The sequence below is a fragment of the Streptomyces silaceus genome, from assembly GCF_001419745.1.
Taxonomy (GTDB): domain Bacteria; phylum Actinomycetota; class Actinomycetes; order Streptomycetales; family Streptomycetaceae; genus Streptomyces; species Streptomyces silaceus.
The window spans coordinates 59,729-67,480 of sequence record NZ_LIRJ01000101.1; the positions used below are offsets into that span (position 1 = coordinate 59,729).

Genomic DNA, 7,752 nt, shown 5'->3' on the forward strand with positions numbered 1-7,752 from the left:
CCGCGTCACTGCCCCACGCGTCCGTCGACGCACTCGCGCAGCAGATCGGCATGTCCGCAGTGCCGGGCGTACTCCTCGATCCTGTGGACCATGAGCTCCCGCACCGAGACGGCCTCCTTGCCGAGACGCTCGCCCAGATCCGGGTGCCGGGCCAACGCGGCGTCCAACGCGCCCTGTTCGCGCTCCAGGTCCGCGTACGCGGCGTCGACGACGGCTTGGTCCGCGACCGCTCCGTCGAAGTCCGCGTCCTTCGGGCCGTACACCCTCGGCAGGGGCTCGCCGTCGGTGATCCAGTTGCGCCAGTCGCGCTCCACCTCGACGAGGTGCCGCAGCAGGCCGAGCAGGGACATCGTGGACGGCGGCACGGAGCGCAGGGCCAGTTGCCCGGGGGTCAGGCCCTCGCACTTCATCCGAAGCGTCAAGCGGTAGTTCGTCAGGAAGTCGTCCAGGGTGGCGAGTTCGCCGTCCGGGCTGGTCCCCTCGCTGTTGCGGGGGTCCTTGTCCGGGTCCGCCCACATGTCGGGGTAGACGGTCGCCTGGGTCCATCGCGCGGGTTGATCGCTCATGCGCGTCATGTTCATCGGCGAGGGCCCGAACCGCCACCGCTTTATCCTCGGGCTTCCGTGCCGCGTCCGGCCCCGCCGGCCCGACCAGTGGTCCGGCGTCCCCGCGCGATCCCCACGTCGTCAACAGCACGCGCGGTTCGCGACCCCCTCATTTCGGCAAGGAGCGCGATCTCCCTCCCGACGCCCGACGCGGTGACATGAACCCGCCCCCTCTCGCCCACGCGGCAGCCCCGTGCGCCTTCGCTCCGTCCATGGCCAGCGAACCCACCCGCACCGCTCGGATAGCATGATCCGACTCACCACGATCGCCCACATCGCCCGTCCTTTGCCGGGAAACGGGCTATCTAGCACGAAGAGTGACTTACTTAAATAACCTCTAACAAATCGGTCAGACAATTGAGATCTAAGGCGTCGCGGGTGCTTTCGCGAATAAATCCCAGAGATACGACCGCCGTCTGGCGTCAGCCGCGGGTGGTGCTGTGGACCACGGCGGGCGTGGTGACGCTCGGTTTCCTGATCGCGCTGGAAATCGCCGCGCGTCATTACGGTATGCCGGGTCCCATCACCAATCAGGCGAAGGAAGTGATCTTCGCCCCGAAATCAGGGCCGCTGCTGTACGCCAGCATGGCGCTGATGATGGTGGTGCTCACCTGGCGGCAACGCTTCATCGCCATTGGTGCCGCGATCGGCATCGACCTCGTCTTTTTCTTCGTGCGGTGGATCGTCGACGCCAAGATGATGTTCGGCAACGGCGCGTTGTGGGTGATTCTGGCCTGCGCGGTCATCGCCGTGACGCGTCGCACCGGCAAGGAGCGGGTCCTGCTCCTGAAGGGTGTGGGTCTCGGTCTGCTCCTGGTCGCCGGCCGCAAGACCGGTGACGCCTGGCTGCTCATCACGTCGAAGACGCGCCCCATGGTGCTCGACCAGTACGTGGCGACCGCCGACCACGCGCTCGGCAACCCGTCGTGGCTGGTGGGCCGGATCGTGCGCGCCACCGGCTCGACCGGCGCCCACATCCTCGACTGGGTCTACATCCAGCTGGCGGTGGCCGCGGTCGCCGCCGCGCTGTACCAGTTGCGTCACGTGGCGGCCGAGCGGCGCTTCCCGAAGCATCACCTGGTGCGTACGTTCCTGGTGATCGGCCTGCTCGGGCCGGGCATCTACATGATCTTCCCGGTGGTCGGACCGATCTTCGCGTACGGCTGGGGCGCGTTCGGCACCGGCTCCGAGCACCTCGCGCTGGGGAACATCTGGCCGGACACGCCGCCGCCGCTCACGCCGCCGGAGCCGATGCTCTACGACGAACTCACCCCCCGGAACTGCATGCCCAGCCTGCACACGGCATGGGCCACGGCGATCTTCATCCATTCCCGCAGAGGTCCGCGCGTCCTGCGGTACGCGGGTACTTTCTGGCTGCTCGCCACGCTCGGCGCGACGCTGGGATTCGGCTACCACTACGGTGCGGACATCGTCGCCGGTGTGGTGTTCACGCTCACGATCGAGGCGGGGCTGCGCGCATTCGACCGGGGCTGGGAGCGTTCCGGAATTCAGTTGGTCGCCTACGGCGCGATCGTCTTCACCGCCCTTCTGATTTCGTATCGCTATCTTTCGGTGCAGATGGCGGATCTTCCGTGGCTCTTCGGGCCACTGATCATTCTGTCGATGGTCTCGGTGATCTACCTCTACGTCCGCACGATGAAGATGTGGGATCCGAAGCCCGGGGGTCCGGTGCAGCAGCCGGAGCCGCAGCCCGCGATGGTGTGATGCGCTTCGCGGCGGCTTGACGCGGAGCAGGAAAGGGAGGGTCCCGGTCACGACCGGGGCCCTCCCCTTCTGTGTGGGGCGGTTCCTTGGGGGCGCGTACGTGGACCCCGCAGCCGGAGCGTCGCACCCAGGGCAGCAGGATGGCCCCGTGAATCACGTCCTCTGCGGGCTCGCCGCGAATCCGGCTCTGCCGTCCGAACTGGTCGATCGGCTGATCGTGGTCGCCGCGGCCCCCGCGCATGCGGGCGCCGGTCCGGAGACGGAGGCCGATCCCGGGGCAGATCCCGCTGACCTCGCCGACGCCCTCGCCTGCCGTGCCGGCCTCAGCCGCGCGCAGGCGGTCACCCTGGCCGCGCGCGCCCCGGAGAGTGCGGTGCGCCTCGCCCACGAAGGCCGGCTCACCGCCGACGACGTCGACCCCGTCTCGCAGCCGCTCGTCGCCCTCGCGCTGCTCGACGAGCGAGCCGGGCGTCCTGCGTGGGCCCGGCTGCTCGCCGCTGACCCCGTGGTCGAGCATCGAGAGCGGCTGGCCACGTGTGCGGGCCTCCCAGCCGCTGTGGTGGAGACGCTCGCGGCCGACGAGGACATACGGGTGGTCACGGAACTCGCCCTGTGGGCGCCATCGGACACGGCCGCCGCCCTCGCCTCACATCCGCACGCCGAAGTCCGCCGCGCCGTGGCGGCCAACGAAGCGACGCCTCCGGCCCTGCTGGCAGCGCTGATCACCGGTAAGGGGCTGCCCGCCGCGCAGGCCTGTCTCGTATGCGACCGCGAGGAACCTCCGTTCGCGCACCCGCCGAACTGCGACCGGCTCGACTGCGACCTGCGGCCGGGCGCTTCCTGCGACGGCTCCCACGAGTCCACCACGCACGACATGCGGCTGATGGCCCTGCGGAACCCGTCCACTCCCGCCGAGGCCGTCGTCGCCTTCGCGGACCATCCGTCGCTGCTGCTTCGCTGGGCGCTCGCCGCCCGCCGCGATCTGCCGGCGGAGGTGTACGAGCAGCTCCTCCGGGACCCCGCGCCCGGAGTGCGGGCCGGTGTCGCGGAGAATCCCGCGATCGACCAGGCGTCGATGCGCGCGTCGGCCGACGACCGCGACGCTGAGGTACGCCGCTCCCTGGCCCTCAACCCACGGGTGCCCCTCGACCTGCTCGCGCGGCTCGCCGACGGCACCAGGATCGGCACGTTCCTGCTGCCGCGCATCGCCACCGCCTCCCCCGCCGAGATCACCGAGTTGGCCCGGTCCTCCGTGCCCGCCCTGCGGATGCTCCTGGCCCGACGACGCGACCTGCCGGACGCCGTCCGCGACGCACTGGCCGACGACGCCGACGCGAAAGTGGCCGGCTCCGTCGCGCCGCATCCGGGCCTCACCGAAGCGCGGCTGCGGGCGCTGGCCGACCGGCACGGAGCCCGGGTGATCGCCCAGGTCGCGTCCAACCCGGACGCGCCCCCGGCGCTCCTGACGGACCTGGCCCGGCGCGAACCGCCCGTACCGAAGGCGCTGCGGCGGATCGCCGGGCATCGCCGCGCGACGGCCGAGGCGCTGCTCGCCTGCCTGTCGGACAGGCGGGCGAGACCGATCGCCGCCGGGCACCCTGCCCTGCCGGGCCCGGTCATCGCCGAGTTGCTCGCCGATGACGACGGTCAGGTGGCGGAAGCGGCGGCCGCCACCCCGTCGCTACCGATCTCCGTGATGGCCGGACTGATCCCCACCCCGTGATCAGGACGGAGGCTGTTCCCTGCCGCGCCGCAGCCAGCCGTCGACCACGGCGAAGTCCGCCTCGGAAAGCCCCGTCACGGGCTCCACGCGGTGGAGCAGGGCATGGCCTCGGTGGCCCGGACCGTGCGCGCGGTCGAGCTTGGCCAACTGGGGTTCGACACGTCCTGCCGGCGCTGCCACTCCGCGACGGCTGACGGGACCGCCGCTCCTCCATCAGCCAGAAAGGTTCCGCCGACGTCCAGGAGGAGCAGAGGGGGCGGCTTTGCCGCATTTCGGCATCAGCGGCACAGCTCCTTGTCCACGATCGCGTCCATCCGTTCCTTCGTCCGCTGGCCCGGTTGCGTCGTGACGGCGATGTTCATCGCGCGGCCGTTCTCCCTGGCACCGCCCCGGGTCTCGTAACCCGTGATGCTGCCGCCATGGCCCCAGTACACGTCGCCGCACGACAGCGGCGTGCTCACAAGCCCCAGTCCGTAGCCGGCGCCTTTGGGGAAGGGGTAGTCGGCCGGGACCGTCTTGCGCATTTCCGTGAGTTCGGCCTCCCGGAGGAGGTGGCCGGAGAGGAGTTCGCCGTAGAAGCGGTTGAGGTCGGAGTTGGTGGAGACCATCTGGCCTGCCGCCCAGGCCCAGGAGGGGTCGAGTTCCGTGCCGTCGCGCAGCGGTGCGTCCGGTGCCTCTTGGTAGTAGCCCTTGGGGTGGGGTTCGCGGATCGTCGCGTCGCCGGGGGCCGGGAAGTACGTGTGGCGCAGCCCGATGCGTTTGATGATGCGCTTGTCGATCTCCTCGGCGACGGAGTGGCCGGTGATCTTCTCGATGAGCAGGCCCGCGACGACGTAGTTGGTGTTGCTGTACTCCCACTTGTCGCCAGGATCGAACGCGGCCTTGTGCCGGAGGGCGATGTCGAGGAGCTCTTGGGGCTCGTAGTGGCGGATCTCTTCGTCGAGGTACTTGGTGTAGTTGGGCAGTCCGCTGGTCTGCTGGAGAAGGTGGCGGACGAAGATGCGGTTGCCGTCGATGCCGTCGCCGCGGAGGAGGCCGGGCAGGTAGGCGTCGACGGGGGCGTCGAGCCGGACCCTGCCCTCGCCGACCAGTTGCAGCACCACCACCGCGGTGAACGCCTTGGTGTTGCTGCCGATCCGCACCTGACCGTCCCTCGGGACCTTGGAGCCGGTGGCCAGGTCGCCGACTCCCGCGGCGGAGGCGCGGGTGTGGCCGCGCGCGTCCCTCACACTCGCCAGGGCGGCGGGCACGCCGTCGGAGCGCACCAGCTCGTCCAGGCCCTGGCGCACGCTGTCGTGCCGGGCGGCCGCGGAAGCGGACGGGGCGCCATCGCCCAGCACCGTGACGCCGACCGCCACAGCAGCGGCCACCGCTGCCGCCACCACGGCCGTACGCCGATCTCGCCTCCGCCCGGAAGAACGGAACGACGTCTGCACTGTCTGCTCACGCATGAGCCAACTCCTACGCATTGAACGGGGCCAACGCGATGTCCTGCATCGCGGCCTTCCGGTCTCTCAGCCTTCCGGACGGTGATCATCCGTGGCGATCCCGCTGTCCACCCAGGAGCGGGTGGGGCTGTCCCCCGGCCCCTCCCCCCGGATAGCCGTAACGCGTCCAGTTCTCCACCACGTACTGCTGGAGCTCTCGGGGGTACGAGGTACGGAAGGAGGCCGTGGTCCCCCGGAACCCCTCCGGCAGGAGGCAGTTGGTGACCGACTTGCCGCCCCGGGCCTCCGCGGCTTCCGCCGCGGTGAGATAGGGGACCATCGGGATGCCCGGGGCATCGGGGAAGACGTGGTGGCCGGTCTCCGGATGGTGGCGGGTGGCCATGGCCCAGACGACCTGGCGGATGTCGGTGATGTCGATGTCGTCGTCGACGACGACCACCTTGGGCACCAGCCAGCCCGCGTGCGAGGCGAACAGGACCTCGGCGATCCTGGACATCAACTCGCTCTCCCTCAGGCCGAGTTCACGGCGCCGCGCGCGGTCGAGGGAGACGACGAGCCAGCACGTCGCCGCCTCGTACGAGCACCAGGCCAGGTCGACGGGAAGACCCGCGCCGCGCAGTGCGTCGAGGGCCACGGCCGAGATCATCGTGCCCCAGACGGTGTGGTTCTCCTCCGGCGGCAGACCCGCGGCACACACCGGGAGGATCGGGTCGTCCCGGTACGTCACCGCCTCGACGTGGAACACCGGCTGCGGCTTGCCGTCCGGGAACGCGTACCCGTGGTACTCACCCATCGGCCCCTCGTCCGCCGTCTCGTCACGACTGAGGAAACCCTCCAGCACGATCTCGGAGTTCGCGGGCACGTACAGGCCGTTGGTCTCGGTGCGGACCACGTCGACCGGGGTGCCGGTGAGCGCTCCGACGTAGCCGTCCTCGTTCACCCGTTCCGGCAGGGGCATCCCGGCGGCCGCGAGGGCGGCCGGTGGTGCGCCGAGGACCATCGCCCACGGGGTGTGCTCGCCCCGGTCCGACCACAACTTCCGGATCATGCCGATGTGCTGCTGGGGCATCGCGGGGCCGACGAGGGTGTTGCGGTCCCGCAGCATCGTGCGGGCCACGGACCAGCTCGTCCAGCGGCCGTCCGGGGAGCGCACCACGTGGAAGCCGTAGGTGCCGAAGTACCGTCCGCCGTCCTCCTGGTGGAGCAGCGGCACAGGGAACTGCTCCAGGTCCACCTCATCGCCGATGCGGACGTTCTGCTTGCAGGGACCGGTGGCGACCTCGACCGGCGGGACGGGGTCGGCGTGCAAGGCGCGGACCAGGTGCTCCACGATCCGGCGCGGGGTGGAGGTGCGCGGCAGGCCGAAGTGGGTGGCGAGCCTGCCGTACGGCGTCCCGCGCTCCGGGTCACCGAGGCCCGCGGGGGCGCCGAGGATCCGGTGGCCTCGGGCCGCGCCCTTCAGCGAGGTGAACAGGGGCGCGGGCGCGCCCGTCTCGTACGCGCGGCGCGTCACGGCGCCGACTTCGAGGTGCGGATCGACGTGCTGTCCGATCGCCACCGCGTCCCCGTCGGCGAGGAGCCGCTCGACGAAGGTCCGGAATGCGAGGGGTGGGGTGTTCTGGGGCATGGCGGTTCCTTTGAGTCCGGCCGGTTGCGGCCGCGAGGGATGTGTTGCCTCGTCGGTGAGTCAGGCGGTGGGGCGGTCAGTCGGCGCGCGTCGCACCGCTGTTGGTGGCGCGGGCGGCGCGCATGCCGGTCCAGCGGTGCTCGCCGGGCGCGGGGACGCCGAGTTGGTCGAGGATGCGGACCACCAGGTGGTCGACGAGATCGTCGATGGTGCGGGGCCGGTGGTAGAAGGCAGGCATCGGCGGGACGATGCGGGCGCCCATCCGCGCGAGCCCCAGCATGTTCTCCAGGTGGATCTCGTTCAGCGGCGTCTCGCGGGGCACCAGGACCAGAGGGCGGCCCTCCTTGAGGACGACGTCCGCCGCCCGGCCCACGAGGCCGTCCGCGTAGCCGGCCCGGATGCCCGCGAGGGTCTTCATGCTGCAGGGCACAATGACCATGCCGTCGGTGGGGAACGAGCCGGAGGAGACGGCGGCACCCTGGTCGTCCGGACCATGGGTGACGTCCGCGAGGGCGGAGAGTTCCCGGACCGTCCGCCCCGTCTCCAGTTCGATCGTGGCGCGGGCCCAGCGGCTGAGCACCAGGTGCGTCTCGATCCCCGGATCGGCGGCGAGGCGCTCCAGCA

7 protein-coding genes are annotated in these 7,752 nt (G+C 70.8%); 2 read left to right on the forward strand and 5 right to left on the reverse strand.

Annotated features, from left to right (window positions below; translation table 11 throughout):
- Nucleotides 1-5 precede the first annotated feature (5 nt).
- A complete protein-coding gene (locus AOK22_RS11945) occupies nucleotides 6-575 on the reverse strand; it encodes a DinB family protein (protein WP_055698587.1) in 570 nt (189 codons plus the stop codon).
- Between the two features lie 387 nt (nucleotides 576-962).
- Between AOK22_RS11945 and AOK22_RS11950 the strand changes: the two genes are divergently transcribed.
- Nucleotides 963-2,330, forward strand: a complete 1,368-nt coding sequence (locus AOK22_RS11950) for a phosphatase PAP2 family protein (RefSeq protein WP_425264018.1) — start codon at nucleotides 963-965, stop codon at nucleotides 2,328-2,330.
- Nucleotides 2,331-2,478: 148 nt separating this feature from the next.
- Nucleotides 2,479-4,053: a hypothetical protein gene (locus AOK22_RS11955; RefSeq protein WP_055698576.1), complete on the forward strand. Its 1,575-nt coding sequence runs from the start codon at nucleotides 2,479-2,481 to the stop codon at nucleotides 4,051-4,053.
- Here AOK22_RS11955 and AOK22_RS41390 read toward each other — a convergent pair whose 3' ends face one another.
- The 4 genes from AOK22_RS41390 to AOK22_RS11970 form a co-directional block, all read right to left on the reverse strand.
- Nucleotides 4,054-4,200, reverse strand: a complete 147-nt coding sequence (locus AOK22_RS41390; protein WP_157872220.1) for a hypothetical protein — start codon at nucleotides 4,198-4,200, stop codon at nucleotides 4,054-4,056. It abuts the gene before it with no gap.
- 131 nt (nucleotides 4,201-4,331) lie between these two features.
- A complete protein-coding gene (locus tag AOK22_RS11960; protein ID WP_055698577.1) occupies nucleotides 4,332-5,504 on the reverse strand; it encodes a serine hydrolase domain-containing protein in 1,173 nt (390 codons plus the stop codon).
- An 82-nt stretch (nucleotides 5,505-5,586) separates the two neighbouring features.
- Entirely contained in the window at nucleotides 5,587-7,128 is a 1,542-nt protein-coding gene (locus AOK22_RS11965) for a UbiD family decarboxylase (protein ID WP_055698578.1), read from the reverse strand.
- Between the two features lie 76 nt (nucleotides 7,129-7,204).
- Nucleotides 7,205-7,750, reverse strand: coding sequence for a UbiX family flavin prenyltransferase (locus tag AOK22_RS11970; RefSeq protein ID WP_063795240.1), 546 nt, complete (start codon nucleotides 7,748-7,750; stop codon nucleotides 7,205-7,207).
- Between the last annotated feature and the right edge of the window lie 2 nt (nucleotides 7,751-7,752).

Coding starts and splice junctions, on each gene's coding strand:
- AOK22_RS11965 (WP_055698578.1), bottom strand. CDS start 7,128: ATGCCCCAGAACACCCCACCCCTCGCATTCCGGACCTTCGTCGAGCGG.
- AOK22_RS11960 (WP_055698577.1), bottom strand. CDS start 5,504: ATGCGTGAGCAGACAGTGCAGACGTCGTTCCGTTCTTCCGGGCGGAGG.
- AOK22_RS11945 (WP_055698587.1), bottom strand. CDS start 575: ATGACGCGCATGAGCGATCAACCCGCGCGATGGACCCAGGCGACCGTC.